This window comes from Pseudomonas libanensis, from assembly GCF_001439685.1.
Taxonomy (GTDB): Bacteria; Pseudomonadota; Gammaproteobacteria; order Pseudomonadales; family Pseudomonadaceae; genus Aquipseudomonas; species Aquipseudomonas libanensis.
The window spans coordinates 1-26603 of the sequence record NZ_JYLH01000007.1 but is presented as its reverse complement, the minus strand read 5'-3'; the positions used below and the strand labels follow the sequence as shown (position 1 = coordinate 26603).

Here is a 26603-nt window from a genome sequence, read left to right as displayed (position 1 = left end):
CATTTTGGAAGGCTTAGTTGTTCACGTCGGCGGTCATCCCGTTAATCAGAAGGGACGCAGAGGCTAACCCACCTTGGCGTTGTGCGGCAAGTCCTTGGCCAGTTTCTCAAGGAACATCGCCAGGGCCACTTCCTCGGCTTTCAGGCCCTTGCGCACCCGGGGCTTGGGCAGCTTGGACAATTCACCGAGGCTGAAATGCTCAAGCACCGCAGGGTGGATGTAACATTTTCGGCACACCGCAGGCGTATTGCCCAACTGCCTGGCAACGTTCTTGACCATCGCCACCACATGCCGCTTGGCGTCGGACTCCGGTTGCCACGCCAACTCGCGCAACACCGCCAACGCCATGGCCGTGCCGGCCCAGGTGCGATAGTCCTTGGCGGTAAAGTCTTCGCCGGTCAGTTCATGCAGGTAGGCGTTGACGTCGTGGGAACTGACGGTATGGCGTTCACCGTCTTCGTCCAGGTACTGGAACAGGTTCTGCCCGGGCAGCTCCATACAGCGCTTGACCACACTGGCCAGGCGCCGGTCCTTGACGCTGACCTGGTGCTCGACACCGCTCTTGCCACGAAACTGAAACTGGATCTCGTTGCCCTTGATATCCACATGGCGGTTGCGCAGGGTGGTCAGGCCGTAGGATTTATTCTCGCGGGCGTACTGGGTATTGCCGACGCGAATCAGCGTGGCATCCAGCAACATCACTACCGTCGCCAGGACCTTTTCGCGGGTAAACCCCGGCTCGGCGATCTGTGCTTCCAGCTGTTTGCGCAATTTCGGCAAGGCGTTGCCGAAGGCCTGCAAGCGCGAGTACTTGTCGCTGTCACGCACTTCGCGCCAGCGTGGGTGGTAGCGGTATTGCTTGCGGCCACGGGCATCGCGGCCGGTGGCTTGCAAGTGGCCGCGAGGGTCGGCGCAGATCCACACATCGGTGTAGGCGGGCGGCACGGCCAGGGCGTTCAGGCGTTTGATTTCATCGGCATCGGTGATGCGCTCGCCTTTGGCGTCCAGGTACTGGAACTTGCCCCGCACCTTCTTGCGGCGAATGCCAGGCTGGGTGTCGTCAACGTAATGCAGGTCGCGGGGCAGGTCGGCGGGCAACGAAGAATCAGGCATGGTGCGGGTTCCTTGACAACAAATCAGGCCGGTATGACTGATTGACCGCAGCGTCTTTCGGTCGTGCCAATTGGTTAGGCCAGCACTGCCACCGCCTTGATTTGCGCCCACAATGCCTGGCCCGGATGCAGGTGCAGTTGGTCGCGTGAGAAGCGCGTGATGCGTGCCAGCAACGGCGTGCCGCCTGCATCCAGGCGCACCAGCACATGGGCGCTGTTATCCGCGGCAATGTCCTGGGTGACGGTGACGGGGAGCCGATTGAGGATGCTGCTGTGTGCTTCCGCTTGCAAATTGAGGCTTACATCCCGTGCCTGGATCTTGACCCGCAGCAGTTGGCCCAGCGCCAGCGGCGTATGAGCCACGCGAATCTGTAACGGGCAATCGGGCAGTTGCAGAGTGAGCAACTGGTAGTTCTCATCGTAGGCAATCACCCGGCCAGCGATCACCACGCCAGCATCGTCGCCCAGGGCCAGGGGCAGGTCGAGCCGTGCCAGGGTTTCGCCGATGGGCCCGCTGGCCAAGGCTTTGCCCTCGCTGAGCAAGACGATATGGTCGGCCAGTCGCGCGACCTCATCCTGGGCGTGGCTGACGTACAGCACCGGAATATCCAGCTCGTCGTGCAGGCGTTCCAGGTAAGGCAGGATCTCGCTTTTGCGTTGGCTGTCCAGGGCCGCCAGGGGCTCATCCATCAACAGCAACCTGGGGCTGGTCAGCAAGGCGCGGGCGATGCCGATGCGTTGGCGCTCGCCGCCGGACAGGTGTTGCGGCTGACGCTCAAGCAGGTGGCCGATGCCCAGCAGCTCGGTGGCCTGGGCCATGTCCACGCGCCGTTGCTGGCGTGGAATGCGCTTGAGGCCGAACGCCAGATTGGCCCGTACCGATAGGTGGGGAAACAAGCTGGCTTCCTGGAACACATAACCCAAGGCGCGTTTATGCGCGGGCACAAACAGCCCTTTGTGGCTGTCTTGCCAGACCTCATCGTTGATCTGCACAAACGCCTCTTCGGCGCGCTCCAAACCGGCGATGCAGCGCAGGCAGGTGGTCTTGCCGGAGCCGGAATGCCCGTATAGCGCGGTCACGCCGCGGCCGGGCAATTGCAGGTCGACGTTCAGGGCAAAGGCGGAGTATTTCAAGTGCAGGCGTATATCAATCATCGCGTTCAGCTCCAGCCCATCTTGGTTTTGCGGCTGGAGTACAGCGCCAGCAATACGAGGAACGCGAACACCACCATGGCACCGGCCAGCCAATGAGCCTGGGCATACTCCATGGCTTCAACGTGGTCGTAGATCTGCACCGAGACCACCCGGGTCTTGTCCGGGATATTGCCGCCGATCATCAGCACCACGCCGAACTCACCAACGGTATGGGCAAAGCCGAGGATCGATGCGGTGATAAACCCCGGGCGTGCCAGGGGCAGGATCACCGTAAAAAACGTGTCCCACGGATTGGCGCGCAAGGTCGCGGCCACTTCCAACGGGCGGGTGCCGATGGCGCAGAAGGCGTTCTGCAATGGCTGCACCACGAAGGGCATGGAATAGATCACTGAGCCGATCACCAGCCCGGCGAAGCTGAAGGTGAGGGTGCCCAGGCCCAGCCACTGGGTGAACTGGCCAAAGTAACCGTTGGGGCCCATGGTCAACAGCAAGTAGAAACCGATGACCGTTGGCGGCAGTACCAACGGTAATGCAACCACTGCACCAATGGGGCCGCGCCACCACGAGGTGGTGCGCGACAGCCACAGCGCAATCGGAGTGCCGATGATCAACAGGATCACGGTGGTCAGTGATGCCAGCTTGATGGTCAACCAGATTGCGGAAAAATCAGCACTCGAGAGGGGCATTTACAGCTCGTAACCGTAGGATTTGATCACAGCCGCTGCTTTCGGCCCTTTCAGGTAGTCAACCAGGGCCTTGGCGGCGGCGCTGTCCTTGCCCTTGTTGAGGATCACGGCGTCCTGTTTGATCGGGTCGTGCATCGACGCAGGAACAATCCACGCTGAACCGCGGGTGACCTTGCCGTCCTTATAGATCTGCGACAAGGCAACAAAGCCCAGCTCGGCATTGCCGGTGGACACGAACTGATAGGCCTGGGTGATGTTCTGGCCCTCGACGAGCTTGCCCTTGACCTGTTCGGTCAAGCCTTGCCTGGCCAGCACTTGGGTGGCGGCCAGCCCGTAGGGCGCGGCTTTGGGGTTGGCGATGGACAGGTGCTGGAATTGGTTTTTCTTCAGCACGTCACCCTTGGCGTCTACGTAGCCTTCCTTTGCCGACCACAGCGCCAGGGTGCCGACGGCGTACGTGAAGCGCGAGCCCTTGACGGTATCGCCTTCGGCTTCGAGTTTTTGCGGGGTGGTGTCATCGGCGCTGAGGAACACTTCGAACGGCGCGCCGTTCTTGATCTGGGTGTAGAACTGCCCGGTGGCGCCATAGGCGGCGACCAGTTTGTGGCCGGTGTCTTTTTCGAAGTCGGCTGCAATGGCCTGGATCGGTGCGGTGAAGTTGGCCGCCACGGCCACTTGCACTTCATCAGCGTGGGCCGAGCCCAAGGCAAATACGGCAAGCAGGGGGGCCAGGCGTGAGACGCGGGTGATCATGGAGCAGCTCCTTGGGATGTGCGCTGTAGGCAAGTTGAAAGGTTAATCGCTATGTAGGTGAATATATAGCGAGTGGCCATTGTCGGTACAGCGCAATGTTGCCCAGGGGCGGTGCGATGTCAGTCAGTTAACGCTCTTGCAAGAGCGAGCAAGCTCGCTCTTACAGAGGGCGATGTACGCTCTGCGTGAGGTCAGTTACGCGTGAACCTGGCCAGTGCCTGCTCGGCCAGTTCGCAAGTCAGGTCATAGGTGGACCGGTCTTTGCCAAGCCCCAGGGCCTGGCCCGCCCACAGGTTGCTGAAACCCGCTTCATCCTTGGCCTTGAGCGGCATCAATGCACCACCGGCTTTTGGGAACGCCGGCGCGGCCGGGTTGATGGCGCCGAGTTCACGCATCACGCGGTTGACGATGCCCCGCGCCGGGCGGCCGGTGAACAGGTTGGTCAGTGCGGTTTCACTGGCCTGTGCATGGCGTAGCGCGTGGTGGTGGGAAGCAGTGACGCTGGCCTCGGGCGTGAACAGATACGCCGTGCCAATCTGTACCGCCGAGGCGCCCAGAGCCATGGCGGCGACAATGCCCCGCGCATCGCCGATGCCGCCTGCAGCAATCACCGGCACCCTGACCGCATCGACAATCTGCGGCACCAGGGCCATCAAGCCGATCTGGCTGTTGAGGTCGTCACTGAGAAACAGGCCACGGTGCCCACCGGCTTCAATGCCCATGGCGATGATCGCGTCGCAGCCTTTTTCTTGCAGCCAGAGGGCTTCCTCGACGGTGGTCGCCGATGACAGCACTTTCGCCCCGGTGGCTTTTACGCGCTCCAGTAAGGATCTCTCCGGCAGGCCGAAGTGAAAACTCACAACCTCAGGGCGGAAATCCTCAACCACTTGGCAAGCGGCCTCGTTGAATGGTGCGCGATTGGACATAGGCGTCGGCGCGCCAAAATCAGCGCCCAGTTCAAGGTAGTAGGGTTGCAGCAAATCCTTCCAGCGGCGGTCACGCGCTTCATCGGCGTCGGGCGGCTGATGGCAAAAGAAATTCAGGTTCAACGGGCGCGTACTGGCTTGGCGGATAATGGTCAGGGCTTCGCGTAGTTGCTCGATACTCAGCGCGGCGGCGGGCATGGAGCCCAGTGCGCCGGCTTGCTGGGCGGCAATCACCATGGCGGTGGTCGTCGCTCCGGCCATCGGTGCCTGGATGATCGGCACATCAATGCCGAGCAGGTCGAGAATACGGGTGTCTGGCCAAGTGCTCATGGGATGCGTCTCCAGCGTCGGTAGGGCGTTTCGCTGTTTTAACAGGGCACTTGGCAGCCGGCCAGTCTGTTTTATTCACTGGACGAATGCAGTGTTTTGTGGGGGTCAGGTTTCAGTGCGGTGTCTCGCGCTCGAGCAATTGGCGCTTGCGCTCGACGCCCCAGCGGTAACCCGACAGTTCGCCATTGCTGCGCACCACGCGATGACAGGGAATCGCCACCGCCAAGTGGTTGGCGCCACAGGCCTGGGCCACGGCGCGAAAGGATTTGGGGGCGCCGATACGCTCGGCTATCTGCGCATAGCTGGCGGTGCTGCCCACCGGAATCTCGCGCAAAGCCTGCCACACGCGCTCCTGGAACGCCGTGCCGCGCAGGTCCAGGGGCAGATCAAGGCCCAGGGCAGGGGCTTCGACAAACCCCACGACTTGGGCGATCAGCTGTTCGAAGCCCGGATCCGCGCCGACCAGTTCGGCCTTGGGAAACTGGTCTTGCAAGTCGCGCACCAGCTTGTCCGGATCGTCACCGAGCAAAATCGCGCACACGCCACGTTGGCTCTGTGCCACCAGAATCGCCCCCAGCGAGCATTGGCCCACGGCAAAGTGAATGGTGTTATTGGCACCGCCGCTTTTGTAATCGCGGGGCTTCATGCCGAGCAATTGATCGGCGGTTTCATAGAAGCGGCTGTTGGAGTTGAAACCTGCGCCATACAGCGTGTCGGTCACTGAGTGCTGGCCCTTGAGGCCGTCGCGAACCTTGCGCGAACGCAGGGCACGGGCATAGCCCTTGGGGGTCAGGCCAGTGCTGGCTTTGAACACACGATGGAAGTGGAAAGGGCTCAACCCGGCCTGGTGCGCGAGCACTTCCAGGCTCGGGGCCGTTTCTGCCTGTTCGATCTGTCGGCAGGCATTGGCAACTAACCGCGCATGATGGGCGGCCAGTTGAGTTCGGTCGCCCGCGGCACGTTTGCTCGGACGATAACCCGCGGCTTCGGCCTGCGCCGGGGTGTCGAAGAATTCGATATTTTCCGGGCGCGGTAAACGCGAAGCGCTGCTGGGCCGGCAATATACGCCGGTGGTTTTCACGCCGTAGACAAACAAGGCGTCTGCCTTGGCATCGCGGGCAATGATGGCGGCCCAGCGCGGATCGTGATCGTTGTTCATGGCCTGCACTCTTGACGGTTCACGAGCAGATTAACCGTGCCGGTTGCCCATGACACTCCGAAGCTTGCGGTCAAATCAGCCGGCAGTGCGAAAGGTCAGGTTGATGCGTTGCGGGCCCATGACGGGATGTTCGCCTTCCTTGATTGGCATCACCCCATGAAAGCGCAGGCGATCAACGCCGCCCCAAACCACCACATCGCCATGGAACAGCGAGACCTTCTGCGGTTTGTCAGCTCGCTGATGGCCACCAAACAGGAAAGTCGCCGGCAGACCCAGGGAGACCGAGACCACGGGTGCGCTGTAACAACGCTCGTTCTTGTCCTGATGCAGTGACATCTTTGCTCCAGGCACGTAGCGATTGATCAGGCAAGCGTCGGGTAAAAAGTCGCTGAAGCCGGCCTCCGTTGCCGCCGACACCGCCAGTTGCCGCAAAGCGTCTGGCATGGCGGGCCAGGGCTGTTGGTTGCGCGGGTCGAGGGGGCTGTAGCGATAGCCGCGGGTATCGGTGGTCCAACCCAGGTCGCCGCAACTGCTCAACGCCGCCGACATGGTGAAGCCGCCGGGCGTGACCATCTGTCGAAACGGAGATTGGGCCAGGACACGCCGCAGCTCGGGCAGCAACCGCTCAATCCAGGGCAAGGCGTAGCCCCGAAGGACGTAGGACTCTTCGCCAATCTGCTCGCGCCCCCCAGGTTGTTGCAGGGCAGCATCGGCGAATAAATCGGCAGTCGGCCCTGACATGTCTTACAGCGCCTTGCTCACATTGATGTCGGTGATTTCGTCACTGGCATCATGAATTTTCGCCAGGGCCTGCTTGGCTTCCTCGACGCTGTCGGTTTGCAACTGGGCAAATTCAAAGCGGCGCTCGCCGTTGAGTTTGTACTTGATGACGTATTTGGTCGTAGGGGTCACAGCTTTCTTCCTTTCAGGTGTTCGGATCAGCTCAACTTGGTGCTGGTGCGACGAACGATGCGAATCTTGTGGGACAGCGCCGGCTTGCGGGTCACGCTGATGGCACGACGGGTCACCACGTCGAGGGTGATATTCCAGAACCCAGTGCTGGGCGCGGTGATCTTGGCTGGGAACTTATCGAATGCGCCACCATGGTAAGTATGGCGACCACCATTTTTGAAGCTGCGGAAGTTCGCGTCGCTCATCAGGCGAATGTTGCAGGTCTGCGAGCATTCGATGACGACAATGTCTCCCTCGTTGAGGTGCTCACGCTGGTGGATGAATTTCATGGGGTGTCTCCAGAAGGGCTTTTTCTGAAAAATCAGAATGATACGTAGGTTAAGATGGAGTTTATCAGCCCCAGCGCGTTTATTATCGGGCCGTCGTCGACGTCTTCGACAATTTAAAACAGTTATTTACCCTGTAATCAGAGATAAATCCTACGTTGGTGGGAGAAATTTACCATCCCCGCTGTCGTAGGGTCTTTATCGGAGGTTTTTGTATGAAGTGGAGTGTGTTGGTGCTGGCCTTGGCAATAGGTGGGTGTGCTTCGGTTGCAGATATCAAGCAGACCCCGCCAACATTGGTGGTCATCTCAGGCAAGAAGCCGCAGGAATATGCGGCGTGTGTTGTACGTAAATTGGAAGCGACCCGCCGGCCACCGCAGATCGAGCCCCATAAAGACGGTATTCAGGTGATTGTGCCGCAAAAATTCTCGGCGGACCCTTCGGCGATCTTCCTAATCGAAGACCGCTCCAGCGGGAGCAGCATCAAGCTCTATGAGAGCATGTCCAATGTGCCGATTCGCCCGGGCGACGTGAAGAAAGCCGGGGAAGACTGCATTTCTGGCTGAGCCCCAGGCCTATCCTGCGCACTGGCGCCGATAAAAAAGCCATCAGCCGTCAGTGGCGGCATGCATTTGGGGCAGGGCATCCGTTAAACTGTCGGGCATTCACTATAAAGATGCCGCTCAGACCTTGGGTTTGAGCGGCATTTGTTTTTTCTGGAAAGCCTGTTATGAAACGAGAACTCGTCAAAGCTCGCCATGCTGAAGGTCAGATTGCGGCGACCCATGTCATCCAGAACCCCGCCGACCTGGGCGAGTGGATCGTATTCTTCAAGAAAAGCGGCGGTCGCAGCTACTTCCTGGTGGACGATCAGGATGAAGTCGAGTCATTCCCGCGCCTGGATGACCTGATCGAAATACTGCGTGGCCTGGGGATCAAGTTCGCCGAAGTGCATCTGTAGCACGCCGGCTTACTTGCAGACCACCACGACGCTACGGCCCTTGAAATTGCCCACATCCTGACCCAGGGTCTTGTCACTCTCCTTGAGGGCAGGCGTGCCATTGGTGCCGACGATACGGTAGCCGGTGCCCGCACAGGACGCGTCGGCTTTCTCGTAGCAACTGGCCCATGAGTTGGCCTCGCCCGAACAATCGATGGTCAGGCCTTGCTCGCCATTTTTCAGCAGGGTGTCGGAAGTGGTGGTGCAACCGGCCAGCGCCAGTACCGCGGTCAGTGCCAGGATCTTGTTCATAGTGGGTCATCGTTAAGAGAAGTGGAGGGCGCTGACACTGTCGTGGGGCGTTGGCACGGATTATAGCGAACTGCCACCAAGTGCACAGGCCCTGATACAAGATCTTCGATCTGTGCGCCCTTTGCCCTCAGCCAGATAGGCGCCTCCACGAAGAAGCCCCGTTAACCGGGGCTTCTTGTACTGCATTGGAGGCTTACTTGCCTTTCGGCCTTTTGCTCGATGCATGGCCCGCTTCATCCACAAACACTTCGGCGACCGCAATCGCCTGGCTTTCGGTGGCAAATGTCCCGGCAACGCTGTCGCCGTGGAAATTGATCAAGTGCCAGCCGTCCGCTCGCTGTGTGATCAGGTAGCCGTTTACACCTTTTGGTTCTGACATCTATTGGCAATCTCGTGGTCGGATTCAAGCTGCCCATGATAGCGCCAAATACCCTGGGGGCGGGCAAGATGTTGCAGGCCAGTGTCCTGCGGCTGAAAGCGTGCTAAAACGGTTGGCAGCCTTTAAATAAAGGGGGCGGGCGTTTTTTGCCTGACCATTGGTGAAGCCCTTTGTAAGATCAGCGGAACTTACGCCGACATTTTTTCTCTATGATGACATCGCAACGCCAGCAGGACCCATTGTAAGGTGACTGCGGCCTGATTAGACTGCGCCGAATTCCGTACGCACAGCCCTTTGTAAGGACTCATATGATCAAGAAATGCTTGTTCCCAGCAGCCGGTTACGGCACTCGCTTCTTGCCAGCGACCAAGGCCATGCCCAAAGAGATGCTGCCGGTGGTGAACAAGCCACTGATCCAGTACGGCGTCGAAGAGGCCCTGGATGCCGGCTTGAACGAAATCTCCATCGTGACCGGCCGTGGTAAGCGCGCCCTGGAAGACCACTTCGATATCAGCTACGAGTTGGAAAACCAGATCAAGGGCACCGACAAGGAAAAATACCTGGTCGGTATTCGTAAGCTGCTCGACGAGTGCTCGTTCTCCTACACCCGCCAGACCCAGATGAAAGGCCTTGGCCACGCCATCCTCACCGGTCGCCCGCTGATCGGTGACGAACCGTTCGCAGTCGTGCTGGCCGATGACCTGTGTGTGAACCTCGAAGGCGATGGCGTGCTGACCCAGATGGTCAAGCTCTACCAGAAGTATCGCTGCACCATCGTTGCGGTGATGGAAGTTGATCCATCGCAGACCAACAAGTACGGCGTAATCGCCGGTGACGATATCGGTGATGGCCTGATCCGCGTGCGCGACATGGTCGAGAAGCCAGCACCGGAAGACGCGCCGTCGAACCTGGCGATCATCGGTCGCTACATCCTGACCCCGGATATCTTCAAGCTGATCGAAGAAACCGAGCCAGGCAAGGGCGGCGAGATCCAGATCACCGACGCGCTGATGAAGCAGGCCAAAGATGGCTGCGTGATTGCCTACAAGTTCAAAGGCCAACGTTTTGACTGCGGTGGTGCTGAAGGTTACATCGAAGCGACCAACTTCTGCTTCGAGCACTTCTACAAGACCGGCAAGGCTTACTGATTTACGCTAGCCCGTCTGTTCAAGAGAACGCCACCTTCGGGTGGCTTTTTCGTTTTTCAGCCCCATGTAAGTCGGTATGCTGGCGTCCTGCCGAGGAGAATGAAATGGCCTACGATTTTGACCTGTATGTAATTGGCGCCGGTTCCGGCGGTGTTCGGGCGGCGCGCTTTGCCGCGGGCTTTGGCGCCAAGGTGGCCGTGGCTGAAAGCCGCTACCTGGGTGGCACCTGCGTGAATGTCGGCTGCGTGCCGAAAAAGCTGTTGGTATACGGCGCGCACTTCGCCGAAGACTTCGAACAGGCCAGCGGTTTCGGCTGGTCGCTGGAGGAGGCGAACTTTGATTGGGCGACCCTGATCGCCAACAAGGATCGCGAGATCAATCGCCTCAACGGCATTTATCGCAACCTGCTGGTCAACAGCGGTGTAACCCTGCATGAAGGGCATGCACGCCTGGTTGATGCCCATCAGGTGGAGATCAACGGCGAGCGCTTCACCGCCAAGCATATCCTGATCGCCACCGGCGGCTGGCCGCAGATCCCTGAGATTCCAGGGCGCGAACATGCCATCGGCTCCAATGAGGCGTTCTTCCTTAAAGAGCTGCCTAAGCGTGTGTTGGTGGTGGGCGGTGGTTACATTGCGGTTGAGTTCGCCGGCATTTTCCACGGCTTGGGTGCGCAGACGTCATTGCTGTACCGCGGCGACCTGTTCCTGCGCGGCTTTGATGGCTCGGTGCGCAAGCACTTGCAGGAAGAGCTGACCAAGCGCGGCCTGGATCTGCAATTCAATACCGACATCGAGCGCATCGACAAGCAAGCCGACGGCAGCCTCAAGGCCACTCTGAAGGATGGGCGTGTGCTGGAGGCCGATTGCGTGTTCTATGCCACCGGTCGCCGCCCGATGTTGGACAACCTGGGCCTGGAAAATACCGGGGTCAAGTTGGATGAGCGCGGCTTCGTCGCCGTGGATGAGTTGTACCAGACTGCCGAGCCGTCGATCCTGGCCATTGGTGATGTCATTGGTCGTGTGCAGCTGACGCCCGTGGCACTGGCCGAAGGCATGGCTGTGGCGCGGCGCTTGTTCAAGCCCGAACAATACCGTGCGGTGGATTACGCCAATATTGCGACGGCGGTGTTCAGCCAGCCGACTATCGGCACCGTAGGCCTGAGCGAAGAGGATGCGCGCGCCAAAGGCCACAAGGTGCAGATCTTCGAAAGCCGGTTCCGGCCGATGAAGCTGACCCTCACGGACTGTCAGGAAAAGACCCTGATGAAGCTGGTGGTCGACGCCGATACCGACAAAGTGCTGGGTTGCCACATGGTTGGCCCGGATGCTGGTGAGATCGTGCAAGGCCTGGCGATCGCGCTCAAGGCGGGCGCGACCAAGCAGCATTTCGACGAGACCATCGGCGTGCACCCTACGGCGGCGGAAGAATTCGTCACCATGCGCACGCCTGTGGCCGACTGATCAGGTTGGCTCCGTTGGCTCCGTTGCCTCTGGCGCCGTCGCAACGACGGCCGCCAGGCGCAGCGCGTCGATACGGGCCTGGGCCTTGACCAGGTCCAGTTCCAGCGCCTTGTTGTGCCGTTGGTGCTCAAGCAGCGCCTCCTGGCGTGACTGACTGTCCTGCATGGCAACACGCAAGCGTTCCTGGAGCAGGGTGCGCTCGCTGTCGATGCGGCTGAGCTGCTCGTTCAGTTTGAGCTGTGCGGCTTGATCCTTGCGGACCTGCTCTTGCAGCGCATTGAGTTCCTTGACCGTCACACGCTGCTCAATCAGTAGGCGTTCATTGTCCCGATGCAACTGGGTGATTTCATCCTGGCGCACCAGTGCGCTTTGCTGGGCCTGGCGCAGCTCGGCCTGGATCTGTTGCAGCTGACCTTCATGGCGGCGCTGCTCCTGTTCACGCTGTTCCTTGATTGCATTGCGGTAATGCTCAAGCGCATCCCGGGCATGCAGGTGCTTTTCTTCCAGTGAGCGAATTTGCTCGTCCTTGTCGCTGATCCTTAGCTCGTAATCGCTGCACGCCTGGCTCAGCCCGGCGTTGCGGGTCTGTTCGGCCTGCAGGCTGGTGCTGGCGGTTTGCAGGGCGGCGCTTTCTTCCTTCAGGGCCGCGGCCTGGATATCCAATTGCTGCCTGAGCTGGGCGTGCGCCTCTTCCAAGGTTTCAACCTGGGCGAGCAGGGCGGCTTTCTGTTGTTCGAATTGCGCCAGGGCCAGGTCAATCGGCTCCTGGGCTTTCTCTTTCAAGCGCTGGGCCAGGCGCGCGACCAGTTCGCCCAGCTCGTCGTCAATCGGCGCCTGGGTGATCGCCTGGCGGGTCTGGCTCTCGTCCAGCTCCTTCAAATAGCGATGAATGGTGGTTTTCGAGCCGGTATTGCCCATCTCGATACGAACGGCATCGATGCTGGGGTTTTCGCCACGGGCGAGGATTGCCAGGCGTGCCGTCTGAACTACTGCTTTGTTTATGCCGCCGCGAGCCATGGGGTCTCCGTCGATTTGATAATGTGGTACGTATTATGTATATACGTACTATAGCATGTCTAAAAATTCGTTGAAATTGATGATTTAACAGGCGGGATATTGGCGTATTATCCCGTGTCATAGGGATTTTCCTTGCCAACCCATCCGCCAACAGTACGAAGGACGCCAATGAGCGACCTGGATCGATACCTAGACGCCGCCACCCGTGACAACACGCGCCGCAGCTATCGGGCTGCCATCGAGCATTTCGAAGTGACGTGGGGCGGGTTCCTGCCCGCCACCAGCGACAGCGTGGCGCGTTACCTCGTGGCGCACGCCGGCGTGCTGGCGGTGAACACCCTTAAGCTGCGGCTTTCGGCCTTGGCGCAATGGCATGTCAGCCAAGGCTTCGCCGACCCGACCAAGGCGCCGGTGGTGCGCAAGGTGCTCAAGGGGATCCGTGCGGTGCACCCGGCGCGAGAAAGGCAGGCCGAGCCTTTGCAGCTCAGGCACTTGGAGCAGGTAGTAGCGTCCCTCGAAAGTGAGGCGAGGCAGGCCGCTACTGATCAGGACAGCCCTCGATTGCTGCGCGCCAAACGCGACACCGCGCTGATCCTGCTGGGCTTCTGGCGCGGCTTTCGCAGTGATGAGCTGTGTCGGTTGAGTATCGAGCATGTCCAGGCAGTGCCCGGTGCCGGCATCAGCCTCTACCTGCCGCGCAGCAAAAGCGACCGGGACAATCTCGGCAAGACTTACCAGACCCCGGCGCTGCTGCGCCTTTGTCCAGTGCAGGCCTACAGCGAATGGCTCAGCGTCTCGGCCCTGGTGCGCGGCCCGGTCTTCCGCGGCATTGACCGCTGGGGCAACCTGGGCGAGGAGGGCTTGCACCCCAACAGTGTGATCCCCTTATTGCGCCAGGCTCTTGAACGCGCTGGCATTGCGGCTGAGCAATACACCAGTCATTCCCTGCGTCGAGGCTTCGCTACCTGGGCGCATCGCAGTGGCTGGGATTTGAAGTCACTGATGAGTTACGTCGGTTGGAGCGACATGAAATCCGCCATGCGCTATGTTGAAGCGACGCCATTTCTTGGTATGACCCTGGCCACCCAACCGCTGTTGTGAGATTTCTTCTATTAATACTGTTACCTGATAGAGAAAACCAATCGTCAACATCAGGTTTGCCAATGAGCCATCGACCGAGAGAGCCGGTAGGATTCATCTCATCAACTTACTAACCCCTGACGGAGAGTCAACGATGCCTATCATCAACAGCCAAGTAAAACCGTTTAAAGCCACCGCTTTCAAAAACGGCAGCTTCGTCGATGTGACCGATGCTGACCTGAAAGGCAAGTGGTCAGTCGTGTTCTTCTACCCAGCTGACTTCACCTTCGTTTGCCCAACCGAACTGGAAGACCTGGCTGACAACTACGCCGAATTTCAGAAACTGGGCGTCGAGATCTACAGCGTGTCCACCGACACCCACTTCGCCCACGCTGCCTGGCACAACACTTCGCCAGCCATCGGCAAGATCCAGTACACCATGATCGGCGACCCAACCCTGACCATCTCGCGCAACTTCGACGTGCTGATTGAAGAAGCCGGCCTGGCAGACCGCGGTACTTTCGTCATCAACCCAGAAGGTCAGATCAAGATCGTTGAACTGAACGACGGCGGTGTTGGCCGTGACGCTTCCGAGCTGCTGCGCAAGATCAAGGCCGCTCAGTATGTCGCTGCCCACCCAGGCGAAGTCTGCCCAGCCAAGTGGAAAGAAGGCGAGGCCACCCTGGCTCCGTCCCTGGACCTGGTCGGCAAGATCTAAGTCTGTGAAGACGCATCAAGGGCGGGAATCCGCACTTAAGTAAGCTGCATCCGCCCTCAAAACGCCCGGGCGAGATTCGCTCGGGCGTTTTTTTGTCTGCAATAAACCGAATCAATAGGAAATCGCCCGTATGTTGGACGCCAATCTTAAAGCTCAGTTGAAGTCATACCTGGAACGGGTCACCCAGCCGATCGAGATCGTCGCCTCCCTCGACGACGGCGCGAAATCCCAGGAAATGCTTGCCCTTTTACAGGACGTCGTCAGCCTCACCACGCTGATTACACTGAAAACCGATGGCGATGATACGCGCAAGCCATCGTTCTCCATCAACCGCCCGGGTGCTGATATCAGCCTGCGTTTCGCCGGCATCCCCATGGGTCATGAATTCACTTCGTTGGTGCTGGCTCTGCTGCAAGTCGGTGGCCACCCGTCGAAGGCCAGTGTCGAGGTGATTGAACAGATTCGCGCGCTCAAAGGCGAGTTCAGCTTCGAGACTTACTTCTCGCTGTCGTGCCAGAACTGCCCGGACGTGGTCCAGGCCTTGAACCTGATGGCCGTGCTGAACCCGAACATCCGCCACGTCGCCATCGACGGTGCGCTGTTCCAGGCCGAGGTCGACGAGCGCCAGATCATGGCGGTGCCGAGTGTCTACTTGAACGGGGTCAACTTCGGCCAGGGCCGCATGGGCCTGGAAGAAATCCTTGCCAAGCTCGACACCAGCGGCATCGAAAAAGCCGCGGAAAAGATCAGCGCAAAAGACGCCTTTGACGTACTCGTCGTCGGCGGTGGCCCGGCCGGTTCTTCGGCAGCCATCTATGCGGCGCGCAAAGGCATTCGTACCGGTGTTGCCGCCGAGCGTTTTGGTGGCCAGGTACTGGACACCATGTCGATCGAGAACTTTATCTCGGTACAGGAAACCGAAGGGCCGAAGCTGGCCAGTGCGTTGGAAGCGCATGTGCGCCAGTACGACGTGGACATCATGAATCTGCAACGTGCCAGTAGCCTGGTTCCGGCGAAAACTCCTGGTGAGTTGCACGAAATTCGCTTCGAAAGCGGCGCGACCCTCAAGTCCAAGACTGTGATCCTGGCCACTGGCGCCCGCTGGAGAGAGATGGGCGTTCCGGGCGAGCAGGAATACAAGGCCAAGGGCGTGTGCTTCTGCCCGCACTGCGACGGCCCATTGTTCAAGGGCAAGCGCGTGGCGGTGATCGGCGGCGGTAACTCTGGTGTTGAGGCTGCCATTGACCTGGCCGGGATCGTCAGCCATGTCACGCTGCTCGAGTTCGACAGCAAGTTGCGCGCTGATGCGGTATTGCAACGCAAGCTCTATAGCCTGCCGAACGTGGATGTGATTACCAGCGCGCTGACCAGTGAAGTCAAGGGCGACGGCCAGAAAGTCACCGGCCTTGCCTACAAGGACCGCGACAGCGGCGAGTTCAAGACCATCGACCTGGAAGGTATCTTTGTTCAGATCGGCTTGCTGCCCAACACCGATTGGCTCAAGGGCACTGTAGAACTGACCCCGCGCGGCGAGATCATCGTCGATGCCCGTGGCGAGACCTCATTGCCAGGCGTGTTTGCCGCCGGTGACGTCACTACCGTGCCTTACAAGCAGATTGTGATCGCGGTAGGTGAGGGGGCCAAGGCTTCGTTGAGCGCCTTTGATCACTTGATTCGTACGTCGGCTCCGGCATAACCGAGCCCTTGAAAAAAGCCCCATGATTACTCATGGGGCTTTTTGTTTTCTGTCGTGCGAGGATTACATCGGCGCTGGCTGGATAATCTCGACCCAGTAGCCATCCGGGTCTTTGATGAAGGCGAGGCTCTTCATGCGGCCATCCGTCAGGCGCTTCTGGAAGTCGCAGCCCAGTGCTTCAAAACGCTCGCATGCCGCGACAATATCCGGCACCGAGATGCAGATATGGCCAAAGCCACGCGGGTCAGTATTGCCGTTGTGGTAAGCGAAGTCGGCGTCGTTTTCAGTGCCATGATTGTGGGTCAGTTCCAGGATGCCCGGGATCGACTTCATCCACTGGGTGCGCTCGGCGGCGTCGGCCGGGATCTGGGCCTTGTCCACCAGGGCCAGGAAGTACAGGCTGAACTCGGCTTCCGGGAAGTCGCGTTTTTCAACCAGTGAAAACCCCAGGACACGGGTGTAGAAATCCAGTGACTGGGTGATGTTCTTGACCCGCAGCATGGTGTGGTTGAACACGAAGTTCGTCGTAGCGGTATCAGGCTGGGCGGTGACGCCCGGGAGAGTATTCAGATCGTGCAGGCTCATGGGCCCTCCAGAAAAATGGGGCAAAGCGGTCCCTTGGCTTGCGGCAGCCTCCGTGCAGCCGGACCATGATACGCAAGGCCTGCCCGCTGCGCCAAATGAAAAAGCGCACACGGCCCTTGCGACCCGCACCGGCTGGGCCGCAAACTTTGCTGCTTGAACCTTGGGTGTTTTGTGCAATGATCGAGTTTCGTAGATTGCTGTTGAGCGCTGTGTGTGGGCTGCTGTCCAGTCCGTTGGTACTGGCCGCCGACCCGGAGATTCACTGGCCCAGTGGTTGGCAGGTCGAGGAAGTCGTGCCTGACGGCGAAACACCCGCCAAGCCTCAAGCGGTGTCGCGCCAGCGTGCGATCAAGAATGATGAAAATGGCGCGACCCTGATGGTTATGGAGTTGACCGGTACACCGATTGAAGACGGACATAAAGTTAATCTTCCAGGCGTATTGCTTGAGATGCGCAAATCCATCCAGAAGGATTTTGCCCGAAGCGGTTATCAAAGCGTGTGCAGCAAAATGCACCCCAGCACATTGAGTCGTCTCGAAGCGCTCGAAACTACTTGTGTGATTACCGAGAATGGCCGGCACGTTCTGTCACAGACATTAGTCGGTGCAGTGGATGTCGATAAAGCCTATGTCTTTTCATACGCAGGCCAGGTGCAAGCCTATGACGCAAGCAAGGATGAAGTGAGTTCGGTGCGTAATAGCCTGAAATTATGACTCGGCCAAGTTGAGCGAATCTGAACAAAATGAGCGATTGGAAAAGTTCGTTTTCGAACCTATAAAGCACAAGAGCCCCGCGTCGGCGGGGCTCTGTTTTTAGTGCCTGTTGATCAGCCGCGAAGCCAGGAATCTACAGTGGCGGCGCCGTACTCTTCTTTCCAGGCTTTAAGACCGCGGTGGTTGCCGCCCTTGGTCTCGATCAGCTCGCCGGTATGCGGGTTGTGGTACACCTTGACGACCCGCGCACGCCGCTGCTTGGGTGCCGCGGCAACGGCTGCGCCGGCTTTGCGTGGGGTTGGGTCAAGAATGGCGATGACGTCGCGCAGGCTTTTGCCGTAGCTGTCCATCAGCTTCTTGAGTTTTTCTTCGAATTCGATTTCTTTCTTCAGGCCTGCATCGTTCTTCAAGGATTCCAGCTGCGCAAGCTGCTCTTGAAGGGCTTTTTCTGCTGCGCGAAATTCGGCGAGTCTGGACAAAATCTGTACTCCAATAGTGTAGTTGCTGTTATCAACGGCAGACAAAGCTATAAGCCAGGAACGTTAAGGTAACTCAACGAAAAAGACCCCTCTGCGAGTTCTGCACAGGTAGGAAAAATTGTAGTAGTTAATCCATCTCGAGTAAATCATGTCTGCCGTCAAAATAACAATCTTTCATCGAAGGTGGCGCAGGGCTATTCAATGATTGCCCAACGAGTTAATGAACTCATCACAGGGTAACGGTCGGCCGAACAGATAACCTTGTAAGAAATCTACGCCTTGGGCAACGAGGTATTCACACTGTTGCGCTGTTTCCACGCCTTCGGCAACAATGCCAAGGTCAAGCTTGCCGGACAGTTCTATGATGCTGTCCAGGATATGTCCTGACAGCGCATCCGCACCGATCATGGCGACAAAGCTTTGGTCAATCTTCAAGTAATCGACGTTGAAGTTGCGCAAGTAAGCCAGGCTGGAGTGGCCTGTTCCAAAGTCATCGATCGCGATCAGTACACCCAACTGGTGCAGGGCATCGAACAACTGGCGGGTGATATCGGTGGGCTCGATCAGCTCGCGCTCGGTCAACTCCAGCACCAGGCTGACCTGGCCAGGCACGAAGGCGGCAAGGAACTCCCGGCAGTCCTCCACCAGGGCCAGGTCCTGGCAATGGCGTGCGGTGATATTCACGCCAATATGGAAGCCGGGGCTGAAACGCGCGGCGTGGGGCGCCAGTTGGGCAGCGGTCTGGCGCAGCAGGGCGCGGGTCATCGGCACGATCAGGCCCGAGTCTTCGGCCAGGGGAATAAACAGGTCCGGCCGCACCAGGCCCTCTTTCGGGTGTTTCCAGCGCATCAGCACTTCACAGCCTGCCCATTGACGCGTGTCTCCGCGTACCACTGGCTGGAAATACGGGATGAATTCGTTGGCACTCAACGCACGCTGCAACTCCTGGGTGGGGGCGGACGAGCGTTTTTGCAACCAATGCGCGAGGATGCCGGCCAGTACACCGAAGAACACCACCAGGCTGAACAGCGCCGGATAACGGGCCTGCATATAACGCCAGGTTTCTCCTTCCGGCATACCCGCCTCGACGCTGTAGTAATAACGCTTGGACGTCAGATGATGATGGGCCACGGCAAATACCGGCACCGCGCTGTCATGCACCTTGCCCTCGGCATCCAGCCAATGGGGGCCGACTTGCAAGACCAGATGGGCGTAACGGCTGATCAAGCGCAAGGCGTTGGTGAGGTGGTAGCTGTCAATCGAGGCGAACGCGCCCTGGTCGCCTTCCACGAGGCGGTAGACCAACAGTGCGGTATCCGGCGTGACGGGGTTGCCGTTCATCAGCCATAACCGGCCATTGACGTAGTCATCCGGGTTAACCGGCGACTGATGGTTGCCGCCGAACAGCGAACTGCAATAAATGTTTTTTTGCCAGGACAGGGTGGTGGCGCGTACAAACGGGCGGCGCGTGACCTGTTCGCGCAGCGCCAGTTGTGCCTCGCTATCACATGGCTTACCCGCCAAAGGCAACAAAGCCTGGGCGGCGAGGGCGGTATTGTCGAGCATCAGGTCGAACTGGCGCACCGCTTCTTGAGCGGTTTGGGCCGTGCTTTGCTCGAGCGTGCGTTCGGCTTGCCAGTAAAGAATTACCACCCCCAACAGAATGGGCAGCAGCCCGCACAGGGTGCTGATGAAATAGCGGGCGGCTCGGCTTCGTGGACCTTTGGCGGTCAGGGGCATAGGGGCAATCAATCGTGAAAAAGAGAGTGGGCTCTGCCGATGATAGATGGCATTGCACGGGGCTGCTCACTTGTTTAACGCCTACTGACCTAACCGTTCGGTCAGTTGTGGCGGGCACTTCAACTTGGCAACATAAACTTCGTTGCAAAACGTAAGAGACTCAGTAGCACTTAACCCCTACAGCCTCTTTCACTGCCACTCAGCCCAATTTTGGCGGGACCGTCGCGTCTCGCCCTTCGATTGATGAGTCCTGGCTTGCAACACTTTCACTGACATTCACCAGGAAGTATCTGTAATGAAAACTATCGCATTGGCAGTTGTATTGCTGGCGGTCACCGGCGTTGCCGCTCTGCCTGCTGTTGCCGCAGACGGCAAGATCACCTTGACCGGTGAAATCACCGGCACCACTTGCAGCATCAGTGGTGGCACGGGCTCTGCGCCCGGCACCAGCCCGGACTTTTCGGTGCCACTCAACAAGGTCCAGGCCAGCGCGCTCAAGGCGCCAGGCCAGACTGCCGGGGCGAAACCCTATTACATCCATGTCGGTTCCTGCCCCAAGGATACGACCGTCGCCGTGATGTATGAGAGCAACAGCCCCGCGATCAACCCGGCGACCGGTAACCTGGTCAACCAGGCACCCGCCAAGCCGACGCCTGCCACCTTCGTTGAGGTGCAACTCGTGGATGGCGTCACCCGCCAGCCCATGGATTTGCGCCTGGGCCAGAACTCCAGCCCCGCGAAAGTCCCGGAAAGCGGCCAGGTGTCGCTGCCCTTTGCCGCCCAATACATCGCCACGGGCACCGCTACGCCAGGCCCGGTCAGCACCCAAGTGCTGTATTCGGTGACGTTCCCCTGATCGGGGCCCAGTTGCCTGGCCGTGCGCCAGGCAAGGACAGACAAAATGTTTGCCCGAACATTGCTATTGACCCACTTGCTGATCAGTGTCGGGTTGCTATCCGTCGCTCACGCCGGCGTAGTGATCGACGGCACGCGGCACATCTATCCGCAGCAGCGTCGAGAAATCACGCTGCGCCTGACCAATGACGATCAGAGAGCGCCGCGCCTGGTCCAAGTGTGGCTGGACCAGGGCGACCCGGCGCAAGACCCCTCCGGCAGCGACGTGCCGTTCAGCCTGTCGCCGCCTGTGTTTCGCATGGACGCGGGCAAAAGCCAGGTGGTGCGACTGGTCTATACCCAGGACCCACTGCCGGATGACCGCGAATCGTTGTTTTGGCTCAACGCCCTGGAGATACCGCCCAAGGTCAACGTGGCACCGGGCAGCCCGCAAGAGGCCCCTTCGAACCACCTGCAGTTCGCTTTTCGTATCCGCACCAAAGTGTTTTTCCGCCCGGCCCGATTGCCGGGTTCCGCGGACGAGGCGCCCACCCACTTACGCTGGACCCTGCACCGGAGTGCCCAGGGACCGCTACTGGAAGTGCACAACCCATCGGCTTATCACGTGACCTTCAATGAGGTTGCCTTGGCCATGGGTTCGGGCCCGGGTGCTCGCCTGTTACCGGCAGGAGAGGGCATGGTGCCTCCCGGCGGCAGCCTGAAGCTGCCCGTCAGGGATGTCGCACAAGCAATACCCGCGGACGCCCAGGTGCATTTCAAATACATCAATGATTACGGCGCATTCTCCGTGCCGCAGCGTGCTCCCCTGAAGTTCTGATCATGTATGCCTTATTGCAAATACCCGTTCACCGCTTCACTGCCTGGCTGTTTGCCAACCCCAGGTTACTGCTATGGCTGGGCCTGCTCAGTACCTTATTGATGTCGGCAGAGGCCGCGCCACTGTTGTTTGACATCGAGGCGTTCGCCAGCGGCCTGTCCTCTTCGGCAGATATCTCACGCTTCAATACCAGCAACGTGTTGGCGCCAGGTGTCTACCGCGTGGATGTGATGCTCAACGGGCAATCGATGGGACGCCGCGAGATCACCTTCGCCCCCCTTGCCGGGCAGGACGACGCCCAGCCTTGCCTGAACGCTGCCGAGCTTGGCCAACTGGGGGTTTCTGTGCAGGCGCTGGCGGATAACACCGAGCATGCCTGCCAGGATTTTGCCGAGTGGATACCCATGGCCAGCAGCCGCGTCGATATCGAGACCTTGACCCTGGATGTCAGCATCCCCCAGATCTACATCAACCGTTCCGCGCGCGGCTACATTGACCCGTCTGAGTGGGACAATGGCATTGACGCCGCGCTGCTCAACTACAACTTCAGTGCCGCGACGGCGACAGCGGGCGCCGGTGAGGATCGTGGCTACCTGGGCCTCAACGGCGGTCTCAACCTGGGCGACTGGCGGCTACGCCATCAGGGTGGGCAGGCATGGGCATCCGGTAGCGGCCTGGCGCCTTATCAACACACCGCCACCTACCTGCAACGGCCCCTTGCCGCCTGGCGTTCACAGCTGACCGTCGGCGACAGCTTCAGCAGTGGCCAGATCCTCGACGGTGTGCGTGTACGCGGCATCACCCTGGCGACCGATGACCGCATGCTTGCCCAGTCGCAACAAGGCTATGCGCCTCAGGTGCGAGGCATTGCCGACAGCAATGCAACGGTGACAGTGCGCCAGAACGGCTACACCCTTTACGAAACCACAGTGGCCCCGGGGCCGTTTGTCATCGATGACCTTTACCCCACCGGGTACGGCGGCGACCTGCAAGTCAGTGTCACCGAGGTCGACGGCCGGCGCAGCAGCTTCGTGGTGCCTTACTCCGTGGCGCCTTACTTGCTGCGTGACGGTGCCAGCCACTACAGCGTGACCTTGGGGCAGTTGCAGCAATACGGCGTCAGCGATGCCAGCCCGCTGATCTTGCAGGGTACGCTGCAGCATGGCCTGGGCGATCGTCTGAGCGCCTATGGTGGCAATACGCTTTCCCCAGGCTACGGCCAGGCCAAGGCCGGCCTGGCGATGAGTACTCCGATTGGCGCGTTCTCCCTCGACAGCACCCAGTCGCGCACCCAGATTCAGGGGCTGGGGGTAGTCGGCGGGCAAAGCTGGGGCCTGGCCTATAACAAGAACCTGCCGTTCTCGGGGACGCACTTTGCGCTGGGCGCCTATCGTTTCTCCACGGCCGGATACCTGAACCTGCCTGATGCGCTCAATGTGCGGGAACTGGCCCGCCAAGGCGGGAGTATCAACAGTTACGCCAGGCAGAAAAGCCGCCTCGACCTGACAATCAGCCAGCAGTTGGGCGCAGGCTCGCTGAGCCTGTATGGCAGCTCCATCGACTACTGGGCGGGCCGCCAAGGGCGCCAGACATCCTTCACCCTCAGTTATGCGGCTAATTGGAAGTCACTCAACTGGAACCTCTCGGCGCAGCGCTCGCGTGTCAGTGAAACCCATCCATTGAACGATCACGAGCGCAGCGACGAAATCTTTTTTGGCCGGTCGGCGCAAGCCGGGCGCGTGGATAATCACCTGGTGCTGACACTGTCCATGCCATTGGGCGCAGGAACGCGTGCGCCGACCCTGAGCAGCAGCCTGTCGCACGATGCTGGCGATTCACGCGGCAGCCAGCATCAGGTGGGAATCAATGGTTTGCTGGGTGACACCGGTGAAGCCAGCTACGGGCTGTCCGGCAGCCGTGGCAACGGCCACCAGCAAGGCTCCAGCTTCAATGCCTACGCCGGCTATCGCAGCCGCGCTGCGAGCCTGCGGGCCGGCTATGCCCAGGCCCGCGACAGTTCGCAACTATCCATGAGTGCCGATGGCGGGCTGATAGCCCACAAGGGTGGCGTGACCTTCGCGCAAAACCTCGGTGAAGCCTCGGCACTGGTGTATGCGCCGCATGCACAAGGTGCCCGGCTCGGCAGCAGCGGGGCGCGTATCGATAAGCAGGGTTATGCGGTGCTGCCAGCCCTCAGGGCTTATCAGCGCAATGAAGTAGATATCGATCCCGAGGGCATGCCCATGGATGTGGAACTCAAGGAATCGAGTCACGCCGTGGTGCCGACGCTGGGGGCCGTCTCACTGGTCAGGTTCGAGACCATCAGTGGCCGTGCCGTGGTGATCAAGGCCACCCATATGGGTGGCAAGCCGTTGCCATTTGCCGCCCAGGTGTTTGACGAGCGCGGCGTCGAAATCGGCGTGATCGGCCAGGCTGGCAAGGCTTTTGTGCGCGGGGTTGCCGACCAGGGGCGGTTGACGGTGCGCTGGAATGCAGGGGCGGGTGACCAGTGCTTCATCCATTACCGTTTGCCACCGCGCAGGCCCGAGCAACGCCAGGAAAACGCGGACCAGTTGGTCAGTCAATGTGCCGACCATGGCGATGCGGACGAGGAGCGCAGCTGATGACTCGTCGCTTGTTCAACGCGGTGCTTGGCCTGGCCCTGGCGGTGCAGACAGTATTGGCCCATGGGGAAATCGTCATTGACCGCACGCGCATCATTTACACGGCCAGTGCCCCTGGGGTAACGGTCAACCTGCACAATGAGGCCGACGGCCCGCGATTGGTCCAGGTGTGGATCGATGCGGGCGACCCGCAGGTCGCGCCTGAGTCGAGTGATGTGCCCTTTACGGTGACCCCGCCGATCCTGCGCCTGGATGCCGGCAAGCACCGCGCACTGCGGGTGATGTACCACGCAACCCAAGACAAGGCCATGGCCGTGCCTCAGGAGTCGGTGTACTGGCTGAATGTGCTGGGGATCCGCCCGTCTGTCGACACCGGCAACCAGCTGCAATTTGCCTTTCGCACACGGATCAAGCTCTTCCTGCGCCCGGACGCGTTGCCAGGCCAAGCGCAGGAGGCGGTGGATACGTTGCAGTGGCGCCTGGCGGGCGACGGCCCGGTCCTGCAGGTGCGCAATCCCAGTGCCTTTCATGTGACGCTTTCCAGCGTGTTGCTGACCGTCGATGGCGTCGAGTATCACAGTGAGGCCCCGCCGATGCTGTTGCCGCATTCGGTTGCCCGCATCGTGCTGAAGGGCGGGGCGCCGCAGGGCCAGGGTACGGCCGCGCTGCGATTTACCACCCTGGATGACCATGGCATGACGCGTACGCACGCAGTGTCTTTGGGGCGCACTAAGGATTTGGCGATATGAACGGTGTCCGGCAATTTATGTTCAGGTTTTTACAGATTGGCGTGTGCTTGAGTATTTGTGCAGTCGCGATGGACGCACAGGCGCATTTCAATGCAGGCGTCTGTACCCCCCAAGCCCCGGTGACGCTGTCCTTCCCGCCCATCACCCTGCCTAACAACCTGCAAGTGGGCGAGGCGATTGGCTACCCAAGCGGCTATGACTTCGCCAGCAATGGCTTTGTCATGCAGTGCCGCTACACCGACTGGCCATTGTCGCATCCGGTGTCGGCCAACCTCAGCGTGGTCAATTCGCCGGCAACCGGCATGACGTTCAACGCCAATGGGCTGACGTTGCCCGTCTATGCGACCAGCTACCCTGGCGTCGGGTTCGTCATGATGGCCAGGGATCCGTCCCAGTATTTGAAGGTCATCACCCACACCGGCGTCACGCTGTTGGACATCAAGCACAACAAACCCAATGGCTGGGGCCTGCAAGGGCGCGTGTACCTGGTGGCAACGGGCCCGATCACGTCGGGCACCCTCCCTGGGAACACAGTCGCCAGGTATGTGCTGACCAATGTCAACATCCAAAGCCCCGGCGCTGCCTCGGTCAACTTTGCCGATACGGTGATATTGCCGCCGCAAAAGCCGACTTGCCGGGTGAGCACGCCGTCGCTTGCGATGCCGCTGGGGCAGGTGCCCAGCCGTGATTTCAAGGGCGTCGGCAGCAGCGCCGGCAGCGTCAGTCGCAACATAACCCTGGACTGTGCCGGCGGCACCGGCGGCATCCTGGATGTATGGATCACCGTGACTGACCAGACGGAACCCGGCAACCGCAGTAACCAGTTGTCCTTGACCCGCAACTCGGACGCCCGTGGCGTCGCCCTGCAATTGCTCAGTGGCGACCGGTTGGTAAGCTATGGGCCCGATTCCTCGGGCGTGGGCAACCCGAACCAATGGCAGGTCGCAAACACGGGCAACGGCACCCTGACGATTCCCTTGACCGCCCGTTACGTTCAAACCGCGTCGACCATCAAGCCTGGGACCGCCAACGGCCTGGCCTCGTTTACCCTGAGTTACCGGTGAGCCCCAGGGTCAGCATAGGTATCTACACAACTTCGGCACGAGGCTAAATCTGTGGCGAGGGAGCTTGCTCCCGTGACGGGCTGACAGCCGACGCTGATCTAGCTGACGCACCGCGATCCAAATGTGGGAGCTGGCTTGCCTGCGATGACGGCCTGCCAGCCGATGCCAATCTACCTGACACCCCGCAATCAAACTGTGGGAGCGGGCTTGCTCGCGAAGGCGGCCTGACAGGCGACACAGCTATACCGGGTACATATCCATTCCTGCGGTAACGGCCACTTAGGGTTCCGCTCTGACAGCGGGTCACTTTGGAAAAGAGCCCCAAAGTAACCAAAGGGCTCTTGCCCCCGGCGTTTTTCAAGGTAGTTGTCGCGTCAACCGTTCTGCTATGCCGCTTTTTGTTCGGTCTGCTGTTCCCGATCTGGATTCAGCAGCACCGTTCCTACCGGTTCCCAGTTACGTGTTTGTCCTGACCACCGTTCAGGTCTTTTCCGGCGCTCCCGCTCATACAGCTCATGGCGCAGTGCCAGGATCTGATGATCTTTCCCTCCATGGCGCTCTGATGGGGTGACGAAGCGGATCCGGCTGTGCCGGTGTTCGCTGTTGTACCACCGCATAAAATCCCTCACCCAAGTCCGCGCAGCGTCCAAGCTGGCGAAGCCTTCCAAGGGCCATTGCGGGCAGTACTTCAGTGTCCTAAACAGTGATTCCGAGTACGGGTTGTCATTGCTTACGCGTGGACGACCGCGAGAAGGCGTGATGCCCAGCTCATACATTTTGCTTAACAGCGTCACCGATTTCATTGGCGCTCCGTTATCAGAGTGCAACACCAAGGGCTCACGCAGGCACTTCTCATTGATCACGC

29 protein-coding genes are annotated in these 26603 nt (G+C 59.8%); 13 read left to right on the top strand and 16 right to left on the bottom strand.

Annotated elements, in window-relative coordinates; translation table 11 throughout:
• Positions 1–63: 63 nt before the first annotated feature.
• From TU73_RS12595 to TU73_RS12560, 9 genes are all read right to left on the bottom strand, one after another.
• Positions 64–1113 (bottom strand): DNA topoisomerase IB, encoded by a 1050-nt coding sequence (locus TU73_RS12595; protein WP_057012483.1) that lies wholly within the window; start codon positions 1111–1113, stop codon positions 64–66.
• 74 nt (positions 1114–1187) lie between these two features.
• On the bottom strand, positions 1188–2267 hold the full coding sequence (gene modC, locus TU73_RS12590) for a molybdenum ABC transporter ATP-binding protein (protein ID WP_057012482.1): 1080 nt from the start codon (positions 2265–2267) through the stop codon (positions 1188–1190).
• 5 nt (positions 2268–2272) lie between these two features.
• Positions 2273–2953, bottom strand: coding sequence for a molybdate ABC transporter permease subunit (gene modB / locus TU73_RS12585; protein ID WP_057012481.1), 681 nt, complete (start codon positions 2951–2953; stop codon positions 2273–2275).
• A complete protein-coding gene (gene modA, locus TU73_RS12580; RefSeq protein ID WP_057012480.1) occupies positions 2954–3706 on the bottom strand; it encodes a molybdate ABC transporter substrate-binding protein in 753 nt (250 codons plus the stop codon).
• A 191-nt stretch (positions 3707–3897) separates the two neighbouring features.
• Complete coding sequence (locus tag TU73_RS12575; RefSeq protein ID WP_057012479.1) at positions 3898–4962, bottom strand: NAD(P)H-dependent flavin oxidoreductase; 1065 nt, start codon at positions 4960–4962, stop codon at positions 3898–3900.
• Positions 4963–5074: 112 nt separating this feature from the next.
• Positions 5075–6121 (bottom strand): bifunctional DNA-binding transcriptional regulator/O6-methylguanine-DNA methyltransferase Ada, encoded by a 1047-nt coding sequence (gene ada, locus TU73_RS12570; RefSeq protein ID WP_057012478.1) that lies wholly within the window; start codon positions 6119–6121, stop codon positions 5075–5077.
• 75 nt (positions 6122–6196) lie between these two features.
• On the bottom strand, positions 6197–6862 hold the full coding sequence (gene alkB, locus TU73_RS12565) for a DNA oxidative demethylase AlkB (protein ID WP_057012477.1): 666 nt from the start codon (positions 6860–6862) through the stop codon (positions 6197–6199).
• Positions 6863–6865: 3 nt separating this feature from the next.
• On the bottom strand, positions 6866–7033 hold the full coding sequence (locus TU73_RS29155) for a hypothetical protein (RefSeq protein ID WP_164486648.1): 168 nt from the start codon (positions 7031–7033) through the stop codon (positions 6866–6868).
• A 26-nt stretch (positions 7034–7059) separates the two neighbouring features.
• A complete protein-coding gene (locus tag TU73_RS12560) occupies positions 7060–7362 on the bottom strand; it encodes a DUF1883 domain-containing protein (protein ID WP_003173824.1) in 303 nt (100 codons plus the stop codon).
• Between the two features lie 212 nt (positions 7363–7574).
• On the opposite strand from TU73_RS12560, the gene TU73_RS12555 reads away from it, so the two are divergent.
• Positions 7575–7925, top strand: a complete 351-nt coding sequence (locus TU73_RS12555; RefSeq protein ID WP_057012476.1) for a hypothetical protein — start codon at positions 7575–7577, stop codon at positions 7923–7925.
• Between the two features lie 164 nt (positions 7926–8089).
• The gene (locus TU73_RS12550; RefSeq protein ID WP_043051522.1) at positions 8090–8320 is read left to right on the top strand and encodes a hypothetical protein; all 231 of its coding nucleotides are present in this window, start codon (positions 8090–8092) and stop codon (positions 8318–8320) included.
• A gap of 9 nt (positions 8321–8329) precedes the next feature.
• On the opposite strand, the gene TU73_RS12545 is transcribed toward TU73_RS12550, so the two are convergent.
• Entirely contained in the window at positions 8330–8611 is a 282-nt protein-coding gene (locus TU73_RS12545) for a hypothetical protein (RefSeq protein WP_005788201.1), read from the bottom strand.
• Between the two features lie 193 nt (positions 8612–8804).
• Positions 8805–8990: a hypothetical protein gene (locus TU73_RS12540; protein WP_057012475.1), complete on the bottom strand. Its 186-nt coding sequence runs from the start codon at positions 8988–8990 to the stop codon at positions 8805–8807.
• A 308-nt stretch (positions 8991–9298) separates the two neighbouring features.
• Here TU73_RS12540 and galU point away from each other — a divergent pair, with 308 nt between their 5' ends.
• Complete coding sequence (galU, locus tag TU73_RS12535; protein ID WP_043049885.1) at positions 9299–10138, top strand: UTP--glucose-1-phosphate uridylyltransferase GalU; 840 nt, start codon at positions 9299–9301, stop codon at positions 10136–10138.
• 104 nt (positions 10139–10242) lie between these two features.
• The gene (gene gorA / locus TU73_RS12530) at positions 10243–11601 is read left to right on the top strand and encodes a glutathione-disulfide reductase (protein ID WP_057012474.1); all 1359 of its coding nucleotides are present in this window, start codon (positions 10243–10245) and stop codon (positions 11599–11601) included.
• Here the strand turns inward: gorA and TU73_RS12525 are convergent, their stop codons facing one another.
• Positions 11602–12618: a DNA-binding protein gene (locus TU73_RS12525; RefSeq protein ID WP_057012473.1), complete on the bottom strand. Its 1017-nt coding sequence runs from the start codon at positions 12616–12618 to the stop codon at positions 11602–11604.
• A gap of 168 nt (positions 12619–12786) precedes the next feature.
• Here TU73_RS12525 and TU73_RS12520 point away from each other — a divergent pair, with 168 nt between their 5' ends.
• The 3 genes from TU73_RS12520 to ahpF all read left to right on the top strand — a co-directional run bounded on the left by TU73_RS12520 (position 12787) and on the right by ahpF (position 16112).
• Positions 12787–13719, top strand: coding sequence for a site-specific integrase (locus TU73_RS12520; protein WP_057012472.1), 933 nt, complete (start codon positions 12787–12789; stop codon positions 13717–13719).
• Between the two features lie 133 nt (positions 13720–13852).
• Complete coding sequence (gene ahpC, locus TU73_RS12515; protein ID WP_003191303.1) at positions 13853–14416, top strand: alkyl hydroperoxide reductase subunit C; 564 nt, start codon at positions 13853–13855, stop codon at positions 14414–14416.
• Positions 14417–14546: 130 nt separating this feature from the next.
• Positions 14547–16112, top strand: a complete 1566-nt coding sequence (gene ahpF / locus TU73_RS12510) for an alkyl hydroperoxide reductase subunit F (RefSeq protein WP_057012471.1) — start codon at positions 14547–14549, stop codon at positions 16110–16112.
• 63 nt (positions 16113–16175) lie between these two features.
• Here the strand turns inward: ahpF and gloA are convergent, their stop codons facing one another.
• Positions 16176–16697 (bottom strand): lactoylglutathione lyase, encoded by a 522-nt coding sequence (gene gloA, locus TU73_RS12505; protein WP_057012470.1) that lies wholly within the window; start codon positions 16695–16697, stop codon positions 16176–16178.
• Between the two features lie 176 nt (positions 16698–16873).
• On the opposite strand from gloA, the gene TU73_RS12500 reads away from it, so the two are divergent.
• Positions 16874–17410 carry a DUF4946 domain-containing protein gene (locus TU73_RS12500; protein ID WP_057012469.1) on the top strand — a complete coding sequence of 179 codons (537 nt, stop codon included), beginning with the start codon at positions 16874–16876 and terminating at the stop codon, positions 17408–17410.
• 113 nt (positions 17411–17523) lie between these two features.
• On the opposite strand, the gene TU73_RS12495 is transcribed toward TU73_RS12500, so the two are convergent.
• Together TU73_RS12495 and TU73_RS12490 are read right to left on the bottom strand one after the other, a co-directional pair.
• Positions 17524–17889, bottom strand: coding sequence for a histone-like nucleoid-structuring protein, MvaT/MvaU family (locus tag TU73_RS12495; protein ID WP_057012468.1), 366 nt, complete (start codon positions 17887–17889; stop codon positions 17524–17526).
• Positions 17890–18087: 198 nt separating this feature from the next.
• Positions 18088–19629, bottom strand: coding sequence for an EAL domain-containing protein (locus TU73_RS12490; protein WP_057012467.1), 1542 nt, complete (start codon positions 19627–19629; stop codon positions 18088–18090).
• 295 nt (positions 19630–19924) lie between these two features.
• Between TU73_RS12490 and TU73_RS12485 the strand changes: the two genes are divergently transcribed.
• Genes TU73_RS12485 through TU73_RS28305 form a run of 5 tightly spaced genes read left to right on the top strand, consistent with a single transcriptional unit; the run spans position 19925 to position 25738 of the window.
• Positions 19925–20485 (top strand): fimbrial protein, encoded by a 561-nt coding sequence (locus tag TU73_RS12485; RefSeq protein WP_057012466.1) that lies wholly within the window; start codon positions 19925–19927, stop codon positions 20483–20485.
• Between the two features lie 45 nt (positions 20486–20530).
• Positions 20531–21301 (top strand): fimbrial biogenesis chaperone, encoded by a 771-nt coding sequence (locus TU73_RS12480; RefSeq protein WP_057012465.1) that lies wholly within the window; start codon positions 20531–20533, stop codon positions 21299–21301.
• Positions 21302–21303: 2 nt separating this feature from the next.
• Positions 21304–23925: a fimbria/pilus outer membrane usher protein gene (locus TU73_RS12475; protein WP_057012464.1), complete on the top strand. Its 2622-nt coding sequence runs from the start codon at positions 21304–21306 to the stop codon at positions 23923–23925.
• Positions 23925–24674 (top strand): fimbrial biogenesis chaperone, encoded by a 750-nt coding sequence (locus tag TU73_RS12470; RefSeq protein WP_057012463.1) that lies wholly within the window; start codon positions 23925–23927, stop codon positions 24672–24674. The genes TU73_RS12475 and TU73_RS12470 overlap by 1 nt, the downstream gene beginning before the upstream one ends.
• 47 nt (positions 24675–24721) lie before the next feature.
• Entirely contained in the window at positions 24722–25738 is a 1017-nt protein-coding gene (locus TU73_RS28305; protein ID WP_156421218.1) for a fimbrial protein, read from the top strand.
• 386 nt (positions 25739–26124) lie between these two features.
• On the opposite strand, the gene TU73_RS12460 is transcribed toward TU73_RS28305, so the two are convergent.
• Positions 26125–26603 (bottom strand): integrase core domain-containing protein (locus TU73_RS12460; RefSeq protein WP_156421191.1); only part of this gene is annotated, 479 nt, incomplete at its 5' end.